General features: G+C 72.4%; 9 protein-coding genes. 4 read left to right on the top strand and 5 right to left on the bottom strand.

Features of this window, described 5'->3' with window-relative positions; translation table 11 throughout:
• Nucleotides 1-3 precede the first annotated feature (3 nt).
• From GTY47_RS26665 to GTY47_RS26655, 3 genes are read left to right on the top strand one after another with little or no spacing between them, the layout of a single operon-like run.
• A complete protein-coding gene (locus GTY47_RS26665) occupies nucleotides 4-1,092 on the top strand; it encodes a 3-oxoacyl-[acyl-carrier-protein] synthase III C-terminal domain-containing protein (protein WP_010044909.1) in 1,089 nt (362 codons plus the stop codon).
• Nucleotides 1,089-1,607 carry an isoprenylcysteine carboxylmethyltransferase family protein gene (locus GTY47_RS26660; RefSeq protein ID WP_010044907.1) on the top strand — a complete coding sequence of 173 codons (519 nt, stop codon included), beginning with the start codon at nucleotides 1,089-1,091 and terminating at the stop codon, nucleotides 1,605-1,607. Before GTY47_RS26665 ends, GTY47_RS26660 begins: the two co-directional genes overlap by 4 nt.
• An 11-nt stretch (nucleotides 1,608-1,618) precedes the next feature.
• A complete protein-coding gene (locus GTY47_RS26655; protein WP_010044905.1) occupies nucleotides 1,619-2,716 on the top strand; it encodes an NAD(P)/FAD-dependent oxidoreductase in 1,098 nt (365 codons plus the stop codon).
• Between the two features lie 15 nt (nucleotides 2,717-2,731).
• Here the strand turns inward: GTY47_RS26655 and GTY47_RS26650 are convergent, their stop codons facing one another.
• From GTY47_RS26650 to GTY47_RS26640, 3 genes are all read right to left on the bottom strand, one after another.
• The gene (locus tag GTY47_RS26650; RefSeq protein ID WP_231911223.1) at nucleotides 2,732-3,148 is read right to left on the bottom strand and encodes a GNAT family N-acetyltransferase; all 417 of its coding nucleotides are present in this window, start codon (nucleotides 3,146-3,148) and stop codon (nucleotides 2,732-2,734) included.
• Nucleotides 3,149-3,252: 104 nt separating this feature from the next.
• Complete coding sequence (locus GTY47_RS26645) at nucleotides 3,253-4,851, bottom strand: amidohydrolase (RefSeq protein WP_010044900.1); 1,599 nt, start codon at nucleotides 4,849-4,851, stop codon at nucleotides 3,253-3,255.
• A gap of 6 nt (nucleotides 4,852-4,857) precedes the next feature.
• Entirely contained in the window at nucleotides 4,858-5,070 is a 213-nt protein-coding gene (locus GTY47_RS26640) for an MbtH family protein (protein WP_010044896.1), read from the bottom strand.
• A gap of 87 nt (nucleotides 5,071-5,157) precedes the next feature.
• On the opposite strand from GTY47_RS26640, the gene GTY47_RS26635 reads away from it, so the two are divergent.
• On the top strand, nucleotides 5,158-6,255 hold the full coding sequence (locus GTY47_RS26635; protein WP_010044894.1) for an alpha/beta hydrolase-fold protein: 1,098 nt from the start codon (nucleotides 5,158-5,160) through the stop codon (nucleotides 6,253-6,255).
• Between the two features lie 45 nt (nucleotides 6,256-6,300).
• Here the strand turns inward: GTY47_RS26635 and GTY47_RS26630 are convergent, their stop codons facing one another.
• Together GTY47_RS26630 and GTY47_RS26625 are read right to left on the bottom strand one after the other, a co-directional pair.
• Complete coding sequence (locus tag GTY47_RS26630; protein ID WP_029181526.1) at nucleotides 6,301-8,001, bottom strand: ABC transporter ATP-binding protein; 1,701 nt, start codon at nucleotides 7,999-8,001, stop codon at nucleotides 6,301-6,303.
• Nucleotides 7,988-18,910 carry a non-ribosomal peptide synthetase gene (locus GTY47_RS26625; protein WP_010044890.1) on the bottom strand — a complete coding sequence of 3,641 codons (10,923 nt, stop codon included), beginning with the start codon at nucleotides 18,908-18,910 and terminating at the stop codon, nucleotides 7,988-7,990. The genes GTY47_RS26630 and GTY47_RS26625 overlap by 14 nt, the downstream gene beginning before the upstream one ends.
• Between the last annotated feature and the right edge of the window lie 30 nt (nucleotides 18,911-18,940).

Raw genomic sequence — 18,940 nt, 5'->3', positions numbered from 1 at the left:
AGCATGACCATGCGCGTCCTCAGCGTTCGCGGCGCCCTGCCCGAGCACCGCCACCGGCAGGAGGAGATCACCGAGTCCTTCACCACCATGCTGGTCGAGGACACGGTCAACCGGGGCATCGTGGAACGGTTCCACCGCAACGTCTGCGTCGAGACCCGGCACACCGTGCTCCCGCTGGAGGAGTACGCCCGGCTGAAGAGCTTCGGCCAGTCGAACGACCTCTTCATCCGGGCCGGCGTCGAGCTCGGCGCCCGCGCTGTCGTCGACGCGCTCAAGGACGTCGGCCTCACACCGGCCGACGTCGACTACATCGTGTCGTGCACGGTGACCGGCCTGGCCGTCCCCTCGCTCGAGGCCCGCGTCGCGGCGGAGATCGGGCTGCGGCCCGACGTGGTGCGCCTGCCCCTGGTCGGCCTCGGCTGCGTGGCGGGCGTGGCCGGTGTCGCCCGCCTGCACGACCTGCTGCGCGGCCGGCCGGACGGGGTCGCGGTGCTGATGTCGGTCGAGCTGTGCTCGCTCACGCTGCAGCGCGACGACACCTCGGTCGCCAACCTCGTGGCCAGCGGCCTGTTCGGGGACGGCGCCGCGGCGGTGGTCGCCGTCGGGTCCGAGCACGCGCTCGCGCAGTCCGGCGATCCGGCTCGTCCCGAGGTGCTCGCGTCGCGCAGCCGTCTGTACCCCGACTCGGAGCGCATGATGGGCTGGGACGTCGGCTCCGGCGGGCTGAGGATCGTGCTCGACCCCTCGGTACCCGACCTGGTGCGCCGTCACATCGGCGACGACGTCCGCGGCTTCCTGGCGGACCACCGGCTGACCCGCGACGACGTGGGCTGGTACGTCGCGCACCCCGGCGGCCCCAAGGTCCTCGAAGCGCTCCAGGACGCCCTCGGGGTCGAGCGGGACGCCCTGGGCATGACCTGGGACTCGCTGCGCAGGATCGGCAACCTGTCCTCCTCCTCGGTGCTGCACGTCATGGCGGACACGCTCGCCCACCGTCAGCTCCCGCCCGGCTCCTACGGGCTCATGCTCGGCATGGGCCCGGGCTTCTGTTCCGAGTTCGTGCTCCTGCGCGCTCCTGGTGGTGAGCGGTGAGCAGCGAGGTCCTGTTCACCGTCCTGGTCCTGGCCGTCGCACTGGAGCGGGTCGCCGAACTGGCCGTGTCCCGGCGCAACGCCGCCCTCAGCCTCGCGCGGGGCGGCGTGGAGTCCGGGCGGGGGCACTACCCGTTCATGGTGGTGCTGCACACGGGTCTGCTGGCCGGCGCGCTCGTGGAGGTGTGGACGCGCCGACCGGACACGGCAGCGGTCCTCGGCTGGACGATGCTCGCCCTCGTCGCTGCCGCGCAGGCGTTGCGCTGGTGGTGCATCGCCACCTTGGGACGGCAGTGGAACACCCGGGTGATCGTCGTGCCGGGTGCTGCGCGCGTGACGGGCGGCCCCTACCGCTGGATCCGGCACCCCAACTACGTCGCCGTCGTCGTGGAGGGGCTCGCGCTGCCCCTGGTGCACTCGGCCTGGGTCACGGCGGTCGTCTTCACCGCGCTGAACGGGTTCCTGCTCGCCACCCGCATCCGCGCCGAGGACGCGGCGCTGGCACAACTGGCCTGAAGGAGGTGCGCATGGACCTGCTCGTCGTCGGTGGGGGCCCGGCGGGCCTGGCCACGGCCCTGCACGCCGTCCGGGCTGGGCTCGACGTCGCCGTGTGGGAGCGGCGTGCGGGCGTCGTCGACAAGGCGTGCGGCGAGGGACTGATGCCGGGTGCCGTCACCGCCTTGGCGGCGCTGGGCGCGCTCCCTGCGGGCCACGACCTGCGGGGCATCCGCTATGTCGCCGGAGCGCGCCGGGTCGATGCCGACTTCGGAGCGGGCGCGGGCCGCGGGGTGCGTCGCACGACGCTGCACGCGGCACTGCGGGAGACGGTGCTGGCGGAGGGTGTACGGGTCGAGCAGCGCACCGCGCACCGTGTCGAGCAGGACGAGGACGGTGTGTCGGTCGACGGCACTCGTGCCGGCCACCTCGTCGCGGCCGACGGCCTTCACTCGCCGATCCGCCGGGCCCTTGGCCTCGACCGGCCACGCCGGGTCCGCCCGCGGCACGGTTTGCGGCGCCACTACGAGCTCGCCCCCTGGAGCGACCACGTCGAGGTGCACTGGGCCCGGTGCGCGGAGGCCTACGTGACCCCGGTGGCCGACGACCTCGTGGGTGTCGCGGTGCTCACCGCCGCCCGCGGGTCGTTCGACGACCACCTCGCCGCCTTCCCCGAGCTTCGGGAGCGGCTGGCCGGGGCCCGGCACGCCGGACCGGTGCGCGGGGCGGGCCCTCTGCGCCAGGACACCAGCGCACGCACCGCCGGCCGGGTGCTGCTCGTCGGCGATGCCGCCGGTTACGTCGACGCGCTGACCGGTGAGGGCATCGCGCTGGCGCTCGCGCAGGCGCCGGCGGCCGTCCGGGCCGTCACCAGCGGTGACCTGGTGGGCTACGAGCGGGAGTGGCGGGAGCTCACACGGCGCTACCGCTGGCTGACCCACGCGCTGCTCGGCGTGACGCGGGTGCCCCCGGCTCGCGCGGCGCTGGTTCCTCTGGCGCAGCGGCTGCCGTGGCTGTTCTCCGCGACCGTCGACGCGCTGGCCCGCCCGGCCGGTCAGCACCGGGCGAGTCGGCCGGGTGGCCGGCCGGCGGCCGCCGTGCCGGAGGGAGAGGGAGACATGTGCCCGTGATGTGTTGCCGGAGGTTCACAGCGTTCGCATGAGGACGCGCGCGTTGCGGCTCGGGTCCAGGGACGTCGCCCAGGCCTCAGGCGCGAGGCGCACGCCGGCCGGGGCGAACCCGTGTCTGAGGAAGAGGCTGCCGCTGCCGACCGTCGCGGTGAACAAGGAGCCCAGCGACCGGGCGCGCGCCCTGGCCAGTACGGCACGCATCAGTTGGCCTCCCAGCCCGCTGCCCTGCCGGTGCCGGGCCACGCAGAAGTTGTAGAGAACACCCGCGGGACCGCGGCTCCCCTCCGTGTGGGCCGCGTGGACGCGCAGGGCCAGGCAGCCCTCCAGAGTGCCGTCGGGTCCCTCGGCCACGAGGAAGTCGGCCGCGTGGGCGGCATACAGCGTCAGGGGTCGTCGGCGTAACGCTCCTGCGTGCACGAAGGGTCGGGACAGGGCCGCGAGTGCGGCGGCGTCCTCCGGGCGGGCGGGGCGTACGACCGGGGTCGCTGTGAGAGGAGCACGCGGCGACGGCGGAGCGGTGGGCGGCGCAGCCGTGTTCAAGGCTTGCCTGCCCCGCCTTCGGATCCGCCGTCGTGTCGGTCGCGGCCGTCGACGTACGTCGCCACCACCTCGATGTCGCCGATGCGGGAGGTGTCGACGCGCCACGGGTCGTCGCCGAGCACCACCAGGTCGGCGCGCTTGCCCGGGGAGAGACTGCCGGCGCTGTCCTCCCAGTGGCAGGCATGGGCACCGGCGACGGTGTAGGCGCGCAGCGCCTCGGCCACGGTGATGCCCTCGTCCGGGCCGATCACCTGGCCGGACTCGGAGGCGCGCTCGACCATGAACTGGACGGCCCGCAGCGGGGAGCCGTCGGTGACCGGCCGGTCGGAGCTGCCGACGAGGGTGATGCCGTGGTCCAGGAATCCCTTGCCCCGGTACAGCCACGGCGCGCGCTCCTCGCCCATGATCGCCGCGTAGTCGTCGCCGAAGTAGCGCAGGAAGTTGGGCTGGACGACCGCGCTCACGCCGAGCCGCGCCATGCGCGAGAGCTGGTCGGGGCGGATGAGGCCCGCGTGTTCGACGCGGTGCCGGACGCCGTGGCGCGGACGGAGGCGCTGGGCCCGTTCCAGGGCGTCGAGGGCGACGTCGGCAGCGCGGTCGCCGATGGCGTGCACGGCGAGCTGCCAGCCGGCGAGGTGGCCGGCCACGATCGTCTCGGTGAGCGTGTCCGGGTCGTCCTGCAACTGGCCGGCGTGGTCCAGCCCTTCGTACGGGCTGCTCAACGCGGCGGTACGGGCCATCATGCCGCCGTCGGTGTAGACCTTCAGGGCGCCGACGGAGAGCCAGTCGTCGCCGAGGCCCGTGCGCAGGCCGAGGTCGAGGGCCCTGGGAATGCCGTCGGCCTCGTGCGCGGCGACGGGCCGCAGCCGGTCCGCGGCGACCATGAGCTGCACCCGCAGGGGCAACAAGCCCTTCTCGCGGGCGAGCTGGTAGGCGCCGAGTTCGACCGGGCTGTGCCCGAACAGGGTGCCGCCGATGCCCGCCTCGGCGCATGCGGTGACGCCTTCGGCGACGCAGGTCCGGGCGGCGCGTCCGATCGCCTCGGCGAGTTCCTCCTGGGAGTACGGCAGACGCAGTGCGCGGGCGGCGCCCATCGCGCCCTCGGCGAGGAAGCCGTTCTCGTGGGGGACGCCGTCGGGGAGCAGGTCCAGGACGGCGGTGTTGACGACACAGCCGTGTCCGGAGTCGTGCAGCACGAACACCTTGCGCCCGTGGCTCACCCGGTCCAGCTCCGCGGCGGTCAGATGGCGGCCCAGGGCCCGCTGGTCGTAGCCGGCGATGCTGACCCAGGCGCCGGGCGCGGCCGACCGGCGGACGGCTTCCGCCACGACTGCCAGCACGTCGTCGATCCGCGTGCGGCCCGCGATGCTCGGTGTGTCCTGCTTGAAGCCGGTCCAGGCCAGGTGCACATGGGCGTCGATGAACCCGGGCAGCACGGTGGCGCCCTGGAGGTCGATCACCTCCCGTGCGGGCAGCGAGGTCACGGCCTCGTCCAGGCCGACGATCCGGCCCCGCCAGATGCCCAGGTCGTGGGCGACGGGGTGGGCCGGGTCCATGGTGACGAAGCGGGCGTTCGTCAGTCTGGTGCAGAGCATCGGGCGTCAGGCGTCCATGGACTCGGCGAGGGAACGGGGGCGCAGATCCGTCCAGTTGGCCTCGACGTACTCCAGGCAGGCCGCCCGGGTGTTCTCCTCGAAGGCGATGCTCCACCCCCCGGGCACGTCCGCGAAGGACGGCCAGAGCGAGTGCTGGCCCTCGTCGTTGACGAGGACGAGGAAACGGCCGTCGGCGTCGTCGAAGGGGTTGGTGCTCATGTGCCGGTGCCTCCCATATTAGGTTAGGCTCGCCTAATCGCAAGTGAGCTTAGCCTTCTCGCTTTCCGCTCCACAAGGAGACGTTCCATGAGGTTGGTGGGGGACGACACGTTCGCCGGGTTCGGACTGCCCGGGGCACCCGGCACCGACGCGTTCTGGGCGGCCGCGCGGACACCCGCGTCGATACCCGACGGCGACGGCTGGAGGACCCTCTTCCTGTGGCGTGGGTCCAGCGCGGCGACCATCGACTTCGAGAGCTGGTCCGAGCCGGTTCCCCTGCGCCGGTTCGGTGACACGGACTGCTGGTACGCCGAAGTGCGCATGCCCGCGCGGCTGCGGGTGACGTACCAGTTCCGCGTGGGAGAGGAGGCGCACGCGGACCCCTTCAACCCGGTCGCTGCGGGTGGTGACCGGTCCATCGCCGCGACGCCGGACGCGCCCGCCCAGCCGCACTGGCCCGCTGTCGGAGCCGACGGCGTGCTGCCTCTGCCCCGTACCCGGATCCGCTGGGCCAGTGAAAGGCTGGGCGGGCGACGGACCGTGCGCGTGCATCCGGCGGGTGGCGGCGGGCCGGTGGTCCTGCTGCTCGACGGGGACGACTGGCTGTTTCTGCACCCGGCCATGAGCGCGTTCGACTCGGCGGTCGCCGGTGGTGAGATGCCGCCGGTCACCCTCGTCTTCCTGCCGGCCAGGGACAGGAAGGCGGAGTTCGCGTGCCGGCCCGAGCTGTGGGAGGCGGTCCGGGACGAACTGCTGCCGCTGGTGGCGGAGTGCGGGGTCCCCGCCGACCTCGACCGGTTGGTGGTCGCCGGGCAGAGCCTCGGTGGGCTGAGCGCGGTGTACGCGGCGCTGGAGTTTCCGGGGCTGGTGTCGCGTGTGGCCTGTCAGTCGGGGTCGTTCTGGTGGACGTCCGACGCGATGGGTTCGGCGGACCCGTTGGGAGGTGCGGTGGGTGGTGTGATCGCCGCGCGGCTGCGGGAGGGGGCGGATCTGTCGGGGGCGCGGGTCGCGTTCGACGTGGGGGAACACGAGACGCGGATGCTGCCGCATTGCGAGGTCGTGGAGGTCTTGGCCGAGCAGGCCGGGGCGACGGTGCGGGTTTCGCGCGGCGCCTTTGGCCATGACCGGGCGGGGTGGCGTCATGCCCTGCTGAGGGATGTCGCCTGGGCACTGGAGTCTGCGTGATTGTCAGCGGGCCGGCGGGGGCTGGTCGCGCCCCTGAAGGGCCCGTCAACGAGCCACCGCCGAGCAGTAGTTCTCGTCCGTCGCCAGCAGGTTCCGGTGGGTGTCCTCAGCCGTGACGACTCCGTCGTCCAGGACGAGGACCCGGTCGGCGGCGTCCAGCAGGGCCGGGCTGCTGGTGATGACGATGGTGGTGCGGCCCCGGCGCAGCTTCGCGACGTTGCGGGCGATGAGCTGTTCCGTGACCGCGTCGACGGCCGTCGTCGGATCGTGCAGGACCAGGACGTCGCTGTCGGCGGCCAGGGCGCGGGCCAGGGAGAGCCGTTGGCGCTGTCCCCCGGACAGGTTCGCCCCGCGGTCGCGGACGCCGTAGTCGAGGCCTTCGCGGTGCAGGGCGACGACGTCGGTCAGCATGGACGCCTCGACGGCCTCGGGGACCATGCGGCTGGTGCCCGACGGGTCGATGTTCGAGCGGAGCGTTCCCGCGAAGATCTCCCCGTCGTACGGGTTCACCAGGACGTGCTCGCGGACCGCCTCGACGGACAGGTCCGCGAGGCCCCGCCCGCCGACCCGCACCGTTCCCTCGTACGCGCCGGGTGGGACGTTCACCGCCAGGATCGACGCGAGGTCGGCCGCCGCGCGCGGCTGGTAGGCGGCGATCGCCACGAACTCCCCGGCTGACACCTGGAACTTCAGCCTGCGCAGGGTTCCGTACCGGACGCAGTCGATCTCCACGTCCCCGTTCTCGGCCGGGCGTCCGGACCCCGGCGTCATCACCGGTGGCGCGGTCAGCACCAGCGCCATGCGCTCGGCCGAGGCGCGCGCCATCATCACGTACTTCGGCATCTCCGAGAACAGCTTGAGCGGTTCCATGATGAACTGCGCCAGGCCCACGGCCATGACCAGTTCGCCGATGCTGATCCGGCCGTCGAACGCCAGCCAGCCCGCCGTCAGCGTCACGGCGCCGGCGAGTACCGCGTTGAGCGCCAGCGCGGTGCCCGCGTACGCGCCGTTCACCTTGGCGACGGTGATCGCCTGGACCTTCGCCTCCGTGCTGACCTTCCGATAGGACCGGAACGCCGCGTGGTTGCCGCCGAAGCCGTGCAGCGGGCGCAGGCCGGTGATCAGGTCGGCGACCTTCGCGCCCGCCCGCGCCACCCGGGCCTGCTGTTCCCGGGTGCTGGTGCCGATCCGCTTGGACAGCACACTCAGGCAGGACAGGATCGCGACGGTTCCCACGATCACCAGCAGGCCGAGCCGGACGTCGGCCAGGCCCAGCGCGACCGCCGCGACCACCACCGCGACCAGCGAGCTGATCAGCAGCGGCACCACCTCGATGATGTCGGCGGTCTGGTCTGCGTCCTCGGTGGCGATGGTCAGCACTTCGCCGGACTTGAGGTCGACGTCCCGGGCCACCGGCTGGAGCCCGCAGGCCGCGACCTTCACGCGCCAGCGGTGCGCCTCCGTCGTGTTGGCCTTCTGAAGGATGCGCATCCCGAACCGCCACGACAGCGACACGGTCGTGATGATCACGGCCAGTACGGCGATCGAGAGGCCGAGCGCGCCGAGGCTCCGGTCCCGCATCGTGTGCTCGACGATCAGGCCGAGCGCGATGGGGAAGGCCGTCTCGCCCGCCTGGTACAGGCCCATGAGGAGGGTGCCGCCGGTCATGGCGCCGACGTTGCGGCGCAGTGCGGTGCGCAGGATGTCGGACCCCGAGCGGGGTCGCTGCGTGTCAGGAGTTGTCATCGAGGTGGCGGGCAATCGCTTCCGGGGTGCGCAGGGTGAACAGATCTCGGATGGTGATCACGGGACCGTACTCGCGGCGGAGCAGCCCGATCAGCCGCACCGCCAGCATGGAGTGTCCTCCGAGGGACACGAAGTCGCTCACCGCGCTCACCTCGTCGTCGTCCAGGTCCAGGGCCTCGGCGAAGTACTCGCACACCACGGCCTCGGTCTCGGTCTCGGGTCCCCGCTCCCCCACCGTGGTCAGCGCGCCCAGCGGCTTGGCCTCCGGCAGCGCCTTGGTGTCCGCCTTCCCGTTCACCGTCAGCGGGATGCTGTCGACCTGGGCGTAGTGCGTGGGCCGCAGGAAGTCCGGCAGCCCGGCGCCGACTTCCGCGGCGACCGTGGCCAGCTCGGCGCCGTCCAGCACGAGATAGGCGGCCAGCCGGTACGCGCCGTCGACCTGCGGGTCCGGCTGGGCGACCGCGGCGGCGAACCGCACCGCCGGGTGCGCCGCGAACACGGCCTCCACCTCGCCGAGTTCGACGCGGTGCCCGCGGATCTTGACCTGCTCGTCGGTGCGGCCCAGGTACATCAGGTTGCCGTCGGGCCGGCGGACCACCAGGTCCCCGGTGCGGTACATGCGCTCGCCGGGTTCCCCGAACGGGCAGGCGACGAAGCGGTGCGCCGTCTGGGCGGGCTGCCCGAGGTAGCCGCGCGCGATGCCGATGCCCGACACATAGAGCTCACCGGGGACGCCGTCCGGCAGCGGCCGCAGCCACGGGTCCAGGACGTAGACATCGGTGTTGTCGATCGCCACGCCCACCACCGGGTCCTCGCACTCGAAGGTGCCGACGCCGAGGGTGTTGATGGTGTACTCGGTGGGTCCGTACAGGTTGTAGCCGACCGTTCCCCCGGTCTCGGCGAGCCGCTGCCACAGCGTCGGCGTGACGGCCTCGCCGCCGAGCAGCACCAGCGGCGGCCGGCGGTCCGGGTCGTCGAGCAGGCCCTCGGCCACCAGCTGCTGTGCGTAGGTCGGCGTCACATTGACGACGTCGATCCCGTGCTGAAGGCAGTACTCGACCAGCCGGGGCGCGTCGCGGCGCAACTCCTCGTCACAGACGTGCACTTCATGCCCGTCGGCGAGCCACAGCAGTTCCTCCCAGGACATGTCGAACGCGAACGACACGGTGTGCGCGATCCGGAAGATCCGGTGGCCGTGCTCCGCCAGCACCGGTTCGAAGATCCGGCGCTGATGGTTGATCAGCATGTTGGTGAGTCCGGCGTACTCGGTCACCACGCCCTTGGGCTTGCCGGTCGACCCCGAGGTGTAGATCGTGTACGCGGGGTGCCGCAGGCGGTCCGGGTCGTCCGGTGCGAACGTCACATACGGCTCCGCCTCGGGCAGCGGGCGGTCCAGCTCGATCAGGTCACCGTCCAGCGAGGTCAGCCGGGGCGACACGGCGCTCACGGTGAGGATCACCTCCGGGCGGGCGTCCTCGACGATCGCGGCGATCCGCTCGTCCGGGTGGTCCAGCTCCAGCGGCACATACGCGGCGCCGACCCGCAGGACGGCGAACAGGGCCACGATCGAGTCGAGGGAGCGCGGGATCGCGAGACCCACGTTCGTCTCGGGGCCGATGCCGCGCCCGGCGAGCACACCCGCCACCGCGCGGCTGCGGTCCCGGAGTTCGGCGAACGTCATGGTCGAACCGTGGGCGACGAGCGCGATCCGCTCCGGTGCGCGGTCCGCCGCCCGGTCGAACCGGTCGACGACGGTGTCCGTGCCGACGTCCGTGCGCTCCCCCCGCGAGGGCTCCGGGCCCAGGCCCCGCAGCGCGCCCACCGGGCCGGTCGACCGGGCCAGGTCCTCCAGCACGCGCAGGTAGTCGGCGAGGAGGCGACGGGCGTTGTCGGTGTCCTCGTCGCGGTACTCCAGCTTGACGGTGAGGCGGTCGCCGGGCGTGACGACCCAGGTGAACGGATAGTGCGTGGAGTCGTCGGCCTGCACCGAGGTGATGCCGTGCCGGGCGTTCATCTCGGCGAAGGCGTCCATGTCCAGGAAGTTCTGGAGCACGAACAGGTTGTCGAACAGGGTGTCGTGCCCGCTGGCCCGCTGGATCTCGCCGAGTCCCAGGTGCTCGTGCTCCATCGCCTCGACCCTGGCCGCCTGCACGGCCGACAGGTAGTCGCGGACCGTGTCGTGCGGCTGTGGCCGCGTCCACATGGGCACGGTGTTGAGCAGCACGCCGACGATGCCGGACAGCCCCTCGCCCTCCCGGCCGGAGACGGTCACGCCGAACACGGCGTCAGCGCGGCCCGTATGGGCACCGAGGAGGAGGCCGAAGGCTCCGGTCAGCACGGAGTTCAGGGTGACGCCGTGTGTCCTGGCCGCTTCCCGCAGCAGGTCGGACTGTTCGGCGGACAGGGTGTGCACGAGCGCGCGCGGCAGGTCGTCCGAGAAGGAGGGCGCCGGTCCGGCGAGCAGGGTGGGGCCGGGAAGGCCCGCCAGGTGCTCCGCCCAGAAGCGCTCGGAGACGGCGGGGTCCTTGGCGTCGAGCGCCCGGGCGTAGTCCTCGAAGCTCGGCGTGGCAGGGGCCGCGTCGAGGGGGTCGCCCGCGACGGCGGCCTCGTAGGCGTCGAACAGGTCCCGCAGCATGATCTCGCGGGACCAGCCGTCCCACAGCAGCAGGTGGTAGCTGAGCAGCAGGCCGTCACGGTCGCCGGGCAGCCGCACCACGGTCAGCCGGATCAGCGGTGGCTCGCCCGGGTCGAAACCGGTGTCGCGGTCCCGGGCCCGCAGGACGTCGACCTCGGCGTCCGTCGACAGCTCGATCGTGCGGACGTCGACCCGCCGGCCGGCCTTGAGGACCTGGACCGGACTGCCGTCGGAGTCGGTCGTGAAGCCGGCGCCCACGACCGGGTGCCGGGCGATCACGTACGCCATCGCATCGGCCAGCGCGCCCGTGTCCAGGCGCCGGTCGAAGGTGAACCAGTTCTGCGCGACGTAGTGCCCGGCCGAGCCCGCCATCTGGGCCTGGAAGAACAGGCCCCGCTGGAGCGGGGTGACCGGTGCCGTGCGCTCGGCCGTGACGGAGGCGTCCGCGAGCCGCTCCAGTGCGCCGCGCCAGTACTCGGTGATCTCGTCGGGGATGCCCTCGGCGAGGGTGAAGGCCGTGTGCAGGCTGCCGGTGGTCTCGTCCAGCCAGGCGTTGACCTCGACGGCGTACGGGCTGCCCTGGTCGCCGCCGGTGAGGTGTACCGCCTGGGACTCGCTGCCCCGGCCGAGGTAGTTGAACAGGACCTGCGGGCGGGCGGTGCCGAGCAGTGGGGCCGTCTGCGGGTTGAGGTACCTGAGCTGCCCGTAGGCGACGTGGGCGCGCTCGTCCGGCTGGCGTTCGACGACCTCGCGTGCGGCTGCGACGGGGTCGGTGTGCGCGGTGAGCCGTACGGGTGCGATGGATGTGAACCAGCCGACCGTACGGGCGTAGTCGTGCTGCTCGAGCACCGGGACCCGGCCGTGCCGCTCCAGGTCGATCGCGAGGTCGGTGGGTGACGGCTGGATGTGCGTCAGCGCGGTGCGCAGGGCTCCGCACAGCAGCTCGGTCAGGCCGATGCCGAGTGCGGCGGGGGCGGTGCGGGTCAGGCGGTCGGTCAGCTCGGGCGGGAGGACGACCGTGGTCTCGCGCAGCCCCTCGACCGCGGGCACCAGCGCGGGGGCCCGGAGGGTGGTGACCCAGTGTCCGAGGCCGTCGACGGCCTGGGCCGACTGGAGCGTCAGTGCTTCGGCGTACTCGGCGTAGGGGGTGGTCGGCGGGGCCAACGGCTCACCGCGCAGGGCCGTGGCCAGGTCGTCGAGCAGGATCAGCCAGGACACCGAGTCGACGGCGAGGTGGTGCACGGTGACCACCAGGGTCCGGCTCGCCTCCAGCCACGCGAAGGCGACGACCTCCCCCGACTCGGGGTCGAGCCGTCCGGCGGCCTCGTTGGCGGCGGTCGTCGGGTCGGTGGTGTCCGGGCGCAGGACGGTGATCTCGTGGGCGGGTTCGGTACGGAGGGTCCACACCCCGTGTTCGGTGCGCAGGCGCAGGCGCAGGGTCGGGTGCGCGGCGACTACGGCGTTGGCCGCGCGCTGGGCGTCCGTGAAACCGGTGCCGTCCGAGGCCTGGAGCGTCCTGGCCTGCGCGAACCGGGTGAGTGAGCCGCGCAGTTCGCGTTGGCGCAGGATGATCGGCGTCGGGGGGAGCGGGCCGTCCTCGCGGTGCGTGGGGGCGGCCGTCTGTGGTGCGGTCGTCGCCAGGTGTTCGGCGAGTGCGCGGGGTGTCTTGTGCAGGAACACATCCCGGGGGGCGATCGGCAGGCCGAGTGCACGGGCGCGGTTGACGACCGTGATGGCGATGATGCTGTCGCCTCCGGCACGGAAGAAGTCGGTGCCGGCATCGACAGTGGTGCCGGGCAGTGTCTGGGAGAAGATGTCGACGAGTGCGACTACAGCTGAGTTTTCGTCTGCGGGTGCGTCGTGGCTGGTCGCGCAGTTCCCCGCGCCCCTTGGGGCGCGTTCCATCAGTGCCTTGCGATCCAGCTTGCCGTTGACCGTCAGCGGTAGGGCGTCGATCGTGAGCACCTGCCCCGGCACCATGTGCACGGGCAGCTTCTCGGACAGCCGGGAGGTGAGGTCGTCGGGTACGTGGCCCACCACATGCGCCACCAGGTGGTCCCCGCTGTCCGCCACCGTCACGGCGACGTCGATCACGCCGTCGAGTTGCCGGATGGCGGACTCCACCTCTCCCAACTCGATGCGGAAGCCCTTGAGCTGGACCTGGTCGTCGGCGCGGCCGACGAACTCCAGCTCGCCGTCGAGGGTGCGGCGGGCGAGGTCGCCCGTGTGGTACATGCGGGAGCCGTCACCCGCGAAGGGGTTCGCCACGAATCGGCCCGCGGTGAGCCCGGGCCTGCCCAGGTAGCCGAGCGACACCTGATCGCCGGCGACGTAGATGGCGCCCACCCGGCCCGGCGGCACCGGGCGGAGCCGGTCGTCGAGGAGGTGGGTGACCAGGCCGGGTATGGGGCCGCCGATCGGGCTGACGTCGTCATCGGGGCCGAAGTCCTCCGCGGTCAGCACACGGTGGGTGACGTGGACGGTGGTCTCGGTGATGCCGTACATGTTGACCAGCTCGGGCGAGCCGGTGCCGTGCCGTTCGACCCAGCCGCGCAGCCGCCCGAGATCCAGTGCCTCGCCGCCGAAGATGATGCGGCGCAGGGCGGGCAGGGGCTCGCCGGCATGCCGATCGGCCTCGATGAACTGGTAGAAGGCGGACGGTGTCTGGTTGAGCACCGTCACCCCGCGCTCGCGGACCAGCCGGTGGAAGTCGACCGGGGAGCGGGTCAGCCCGTACTCCGGCACCAGCAGCTCACCGCCGTACGCCAGCGCTCCCCACAGCTCCCAGACCGCGAAGTCGAACGAGAAGGAGTGGAACTGGACCCAGACGTCGTGCGGGCCGAAGTCCATGTGGGGCTGGGTGTTGGCGAGCAACGTCACCACGCTGGAGTGCGGGACGACGACGCCCTTGGGCCGGCCGGTCGATCCGGACGTGTAGATGACGTACGCGGGGTCGTGCCGGCCGGCCTCGGGGCGGGGCTGCTCGGTGGTGGCCTGCGGCAGCATCTGGTCGCCCTGGACGAGCACGCGGGCCTGCACGCCCGTCCGGGCCAGCAGGTGGGTGAAGCGGTCGCGCTGCTCGCGGTCCACGAGGACGACCTGCGGAGCGGCGTCGACGAGGATGTACTCCAGCCGTTCGTCCGGGTACGCCAGGTCCAGCGGTACGTACGCGCCGCCCGCGCCGACGATCGCTACCAGGGCGACGACCTGCTCGACGGACCGCGGGACGGCGACGGCGACCCGCCGGCCGGGGCCGACCCCGGCGGCGCGCAGAGCGGAGGCCAGCTCGTTCTTGGCCTCCGCGAGTTCGCCGTAGGTCAGGGACCGGGTACGGCCGTCGAGACCGCACTGGGTGACGGCGGTGGCGGCCGGGTCGCGCCCCGCGGCGGCGTCGAACAGGGCGCCGAGGGTCGTCGGTGTGATGTGTGCGGGACGCTTGTCGCCCTCGGAGGCCAGGTCGTCGACCAGGGTGTCCGGTCGGGTGAGGAGGGCGGTGAGGGCCGAGGTGAACGTGCGCAGGATCGCCCGGGCGGTCGTCTCCCGCAGCAGTGCGCCGTCGTAGATCAGGTTGAAGCGCGGGCGGCCGTCGGGCGCGCGTTCCACGACCAGGGTCAACGGGTAGTGCGGTGCGCCCTCGTTGACGACGTCGGTGACGAGCAGCGTGTCGCCGGGCCGCCGCAGTGCGTCCACGTCGGTCGCGACGTCGAACACCACCAGGGTGTCGAACAGGGAGCCGGCGTCGGCCTGGCGGCCGATCCTGGCCAGTGAGACGTGTTGGTGGGGCAGGACCGCGCCCTGGTGTTCCCGCACCGAGGCGAGCAGGTCCCGCGCGGTGGTGGTGCCGGTCCACCGGGCGCGTACGGGGATCGTGTTGATGAACAGACCCACCATGTCCTCGATGCCGGGCACATCCGCGTCGCGGCCGGACACCGTGGAGCCGAACACGACGTCCCTGCCGTGCAGGACGCCGCCCAGCGTCACCGCCCAGGCGCTGTGCACGGCCACGCTCAGCGGCACGCCGGCCGACCGTGCGGCCGCGTCGATGTCGTGCTCCGGCCGCACGGCGGTGTCGGCGAACCGGTCGGACGGGGTGTGTCCCTCGGCGACCAGCGACGGGCCGGGCAGGCCCGCGAGTTGCTCTCGCCACACCCGGTCGCTCTCGTCGGCGTCGTGCCCGGCGAGCCAAGCCACGTAGTCGGCGAAGCCGCCGATCGGGTATACGGTCCCGGGCGCGTGGTACTCGGCGAGCAGGGCGCGGAGCATCGGCGGTACCGACCAGCCGTCGGCGATGATGTGGTGCACGGTCTGCACGAGGACGTTCCGGCCGGGGCCACCGCGGACGAGGGTGTACCGCATCAGCGGGCCGGTCGCGAGGTCGAATCCGGCGCGGCGGTCCCGCTCGGCCAGGTCGCGCAGCTCGGCGTCGGTGATGCCGGGGCGGTCCAGGGTCGTGAAGGGCGCCTCGACGCCGCTCTCCAGTACGGAAACGACGCGGCCGTCGGCGAGGGCCACGAACCGCGCGGCCAGGTTCGGGTACAGCGTGAGCAGCCGGGTGGCCGCCGCGGCGAGCCGGTCGACGTCCACCTCGCCGTCCAGGGTGAGCAGTTGCTGCTCGACGTAGGCTCCGGCCGAGTCGTCGTCGAAGACGGAGTGGAAGTACAGGCCCTCCTGCAGCGGCGTCAGCGGCAGGATGTCCCGCAGCGCCGGGCCGTCCAGGGCGTCGACGTCCGCCTGGGTCAGCGGCACGAGGCCGAAGTCGCTGGGCGAGTGGCCGCCGTGCGGGTCGAGTGCGGCCAGTCCGGCCAGGGTGCTCAGGAAGTACTCGCCGATGGTCTCGATGTCCTCGTCGGTGAACATGCCGTCGGGCCAGGAGATGGTGGTGACCAGCTCGTACTCGCCGGTGGGCGCCGGTTCGGCGATGGCGTTGAACTCCAGGGCGCGCGGCAGCCGCATCCTCGGATCACGCTTCTCACCCAACTGGCCGGTCGCCTGGGCGAGCTGCCAGTCGCCGGGCTCGCCCGCGGCGAAGCGGCCCAGGTAGTTGAAGAGCACCTGGGGTGCGGGCGCGTCGAACTCGGTGTCGGTCAGATACCGCAGGGCACCGTAGGAGACGCCGTTGTCCGGCACCCGGGCGAGGTCCTCCTTGACCGCCTTGAGGGCGGCGGTCAGGTATGCGGGTGCGGTGAGGTCGGTCGCCGTGCCGGGGTCGACGGTCACCGGGAAGAGGGTGGTGAACCAGCCGACGGTTCGGGACAGTTCGGGCTCGAAGCCGGCGGAGTCCGCCACGAACCGTGCTTCGCGGCCGTGGCCTTCCAGTTCGATGTGCGCGAAGGTCTGGTCCTGGCCCAGGTCGCGGCGCCATCGGGCGAGCGCGACGGCGAGACCGGTCAGCAGGACGTCGTTGACGCCCGCGTGGAACCTCGCGGGGATCTCGCCCAGCAGCGCGGCCGTGATGGCCGGGCCTGCCGAGACGGTCCGCAGTCGCTCCGTGGCGACGGTGTCCGCCTCGGACAGCGCGCGCCTGCCCACCGGTCGGTCCTCTCCGGGCAGGGGGCGCCAGTAGTAGGAGCTGTCCGCGTCGAACGCGGCGCGCTCCAGCAGGTGCGTCCAGCGCCGGAAGGACGTGCCCACCGGGGGCAGCTCGATCGGGGTACCGGAGGTGAACTGCCGCCAGGCCGTGGCCAGGTCGTCCATCAGGATCCGCCAGGACACGCCGTCGATCACCACGTGGTGGGCGACCAGGACCAGCTGCCGCGCCGCGCGCCGCCAGACGGCGCGCAGCATCACGCCGTCGCCGGGGTCCAGGGCGTCGGTGGCGAGTGCGACGCAGGCGTCGAGCGGCCGGTCGCTCTCCTCCCATCCGGCGACGGCCCGGTCCGGCTCCGGGATGTCGAAGCTCCAGCGGTCCGCGCGCACCAGCCTGGCGCGCAGCATGTCGTGTCTGCGGACCACGGCGGTGAGGATCTCGTCGAGAGCGCCGGGGGTCAGGTCCGGCGGGGTGTTCAGCACGACCGACTGCACGAATCCGTCGATCGCGTCGGTGGTCTCGCCGAGCCACTGCACGATGGGCGATCCCACGACGGGCCCGGTCGCGACATCGCGGTGGTCGACCGTGGAGACGTCCTCCCGGCTCGCGACCGACGCCAGGGCCCCCACGGTGCTGTGGGTGAAGATCTGCCGTGCCGTGACGTAGAGGCCCGCGTCGCGCAGCGCGGTCAGCAGCGAGATGGCCAGGATGCTGTCTCCGCCGAGCTGGAAGAAGTCCTGGTCGACGCCGACCTCTTCGAGCCGCAGCACCGCCGCGGCCGCCGCACAGACCGCGCGCTCGCTCTCGGTGGTGGGCCGTACGAGGGTGCCGGTGCCGGTGGTGGGCTCCGGCAGGGCGTTGCGGTCGAGCTTGCCGTTGGCGGTGAGCGGGAACTCCGTCAGCACGACGATGTGTGCGGGCACCATGTACTCGACCATGTGCTCGGCGGCCCACGCCTTGACCGCGTCCGCCCGCAGGTCCTCGTTCCCGGCGGCCGGGATGACGTAGCCGACCAGGTAGGTGCCGCCCGCCGCGTTCTTCCGCGCGACGACGCAGGTGTGCCGTACGCCGGGGTGCTCGGCGAGACCGACCTCGACGTCCTCGATCTCCAGCCGCATACCGCGGATCTTGATCTGGTTGTCGGCGCGGCCGAGGAAGTCCAGTGATCCGTCCGGGGCGAAGCGCGCGAGGTCACCGGTGCGGTAGAGGCGGGAGCCGTCGTCGGCGAAGGGGTTGGCGACGAACCGGGAGGCCGTCAGACCGGGAGCGTTGACGTAGCCGCGTCCCAGGAGGAACCCGCCCACGTACAGTTCGCCGCCGACGCCGACGGGGACCGGGCGCAGTTCCTCGTCCAGGACGTAGAGCCGGGTGTTGGGGTTGGCCTTGCCGATGGATGTCGACAGGCGTTCCGCCGCGCCCCGGTAGATGACGTGGGAGACGCCGATGGTCGTCTCGGCCGGGCCGTAGCCGTGGTACATGGGGATGTCGAGCTTGGTGCGGAACCGCTCGTACAGCTCCGGGGTCAGTACCTCGCCGCCGCACCACACGTGCCGGAGGCTGTCGAGCCGGCCGGAGTCGCCGGCGATCTCCAGCAGCACGTCCAGCATGGACGACACCAGGTAGGTGAAGGTGACGCGCTGTTCGGCGATCACGCTCAGCAGGTGGTGCGGGTCGCGTTCGCCGCCGGGCCGCAGCACCACGAGCCGGGCGCCGGACACCAGCGGCAGGAATATCTCGTTGATGGAGATGTCGAAGGACAACGGCGCCTTGAACAGCGAGGCGTCGTCGTGACCGAAGCCCAGGATCTCGTTCACCTGCCACAGCAGGCGCTCGCTGATCGCCTCGTGCCGGATCATGGCGCCCTTGGGGCGTCCCGTCGAGCCGGACGTGAAGATCACGTACGCGAGGGCGTCGCCGTGGACGGTGACGCCGGTCCCTTCGGCGGGCTGGGAACCGTGGCGCCAGTCGTCGAGGTCGACGGCCACGGCCGGCGGTTCGGCCGGGTCGTGCTCGCCCAAGTCGTTGAGCTGTACGACGACCCGGGCGTCCTCGATGACGACGGCCCGGCGTGCGGCGGGCCACTGGGGATCGAGCGGCACGAACGCGCACCCCGCCTGGAGCACGGCGAGCAGCCCGACGACCATCTCGGCGGAACGGCCCAGTGAGACGCCGACGACCTGCTCGTGACCGAGGCCGCGTTCGATCAGGTGGTGGGCCAGCTGGCTGGAGTGCTCGGCTGCCTGGCGGTAGGTCAGTGATCGGCGCTCGTCGACGATGGCGACGGCGTCCGGCCTGGTCCGCGCCTGCTCGCGGAACATCTCCACGATGGTCGGGCGGACGCGGTCGGCGTCGGTGTCGTTCCAGCGGGCCAGGAGTTCGAGTCTCGCCGCCACGCTGGACGGGCCGACGGTGCCGAGGGGCCGGTCCGGGAAGTCGGCCAGGTCGTCCAGCGCGAGCTGTGCGTCGGCCGGCTCGACGGCGTCGGGCACGGTGACGCTCCGGCCGTCCGCGCCGACCTCCCAACCGCCGAGCCCGGCCCCGCCGTTGTCGACCCATCCGAGGACGTCGGCGAACAGGGTGCCGGGGGTGAGGTCGATGCCGTCGGGGCTCCGGCCCGTCGTCCAGTACGACAGCGCGATGGCGCACGCTTCGGTGATGGTCCTGTCGGAGTAGTCGCCGGTCCGCCGGCGTACGCCGTCCAGGCGTGCGGGAGAAAGCCGTACGAGACGAGCGCTCGGTTCCATCATCGAAGACTCAGCACCCTTTCAAGGAAACCA

This window comes from Streptomyces sp. SID5464, assembly GCF_009862985.1.
Taxonomy (GTDB): domain Bacteria; phylum Actinomycetota; class Actinomycetes; order Streptomycetales; family Streptomycetaceae; genus Streptomyces; species Streptomyces chartreusis_D.
Note: the sequence above shows the minus strand (reverse complement) of the source record. Positions and strands in the feature narration are given on the sequence as shown.